This window comes from Paraburkholderia sp. CNPSo 3076 (genome assembly GCF_026343935.1).
Classification (GTDB): Bacteria; Pseudomonadota; Gammaproteobacteria; order Burkholderiales; family Burkholderiaceae; genus Paraburkholderia; species Paraburkholderia nodosa.
Genome location: NZ_JAPMAL010000147.1, coordinates 1 through 613, shown reverse-complemented (window position 1 = coordinate 613; position 613 = coordinate 1). Strand labels below are relative to the sequence as shown.

The 613-nt window shown below is 61.2% G+C and carries 1 protein-coding gene; it reads right to left on the bottom strand.

The genetic code is table 11. The features are described from left to right. On the bottom strand, positions 1–613 hold a 613-nt coding region (locus tag M3A49_RS42920; RefSeq protein ID WP_266234003.1), incomplete at both ends, for a phage late control D family protein.

Sequence of the window (613 nt, the reverse complement as noted above, 5' to 3'; positions counted from 1 at the left end):
CGGGTGCGCCGCCGCAGCGACTTGATCGAGTCGGCACCCACGCTCTCCAGGCCCGAATCACGACGATACGGCACCGTACGCTGCTTGCGCGAGTACGCATCCAGATCGTCGCCGAACACCATCACCGCGTAATCCTTTTTCTGCTCCCAGCGAAACCAGATGCCTTCTTCCGCACAGATGCGCTGGATAAACGCGAACGTCGTCTCGTGGTACTGGGTGATGTATTCGTGCCGCCTGTACTGGCCGCGCAGGTTGAACCTGAAGTCGACACCGGCCCGGTAACCGTCGTGCCGTAGCGTGTCGGTAATGATCTCTTCGACCGACTGCTTCTGGAACAGCCGGCTTGTCCTGCCCCGGTTGAGATCCGCGATCGCAGGCTCGAGCCTCACGCGGTAACGCGTCTCGTCGGCGGAGGTCTCGTGCTCATCGAACTTCGTGATGATGCCGTGGACGGTCTGTGCGGGCGGCTTCTTGCTGAACTTCGCAGCGTTCTCGCCAAACATACGCTGCAGGTGACCCATGTTCGGGTCGACTGGATCGACGATGAACCGGGCCGGCCGCCCGAGCACCTGATCCATCGCAATACCCGCTATCGGGCTTGTGAATTCGATCT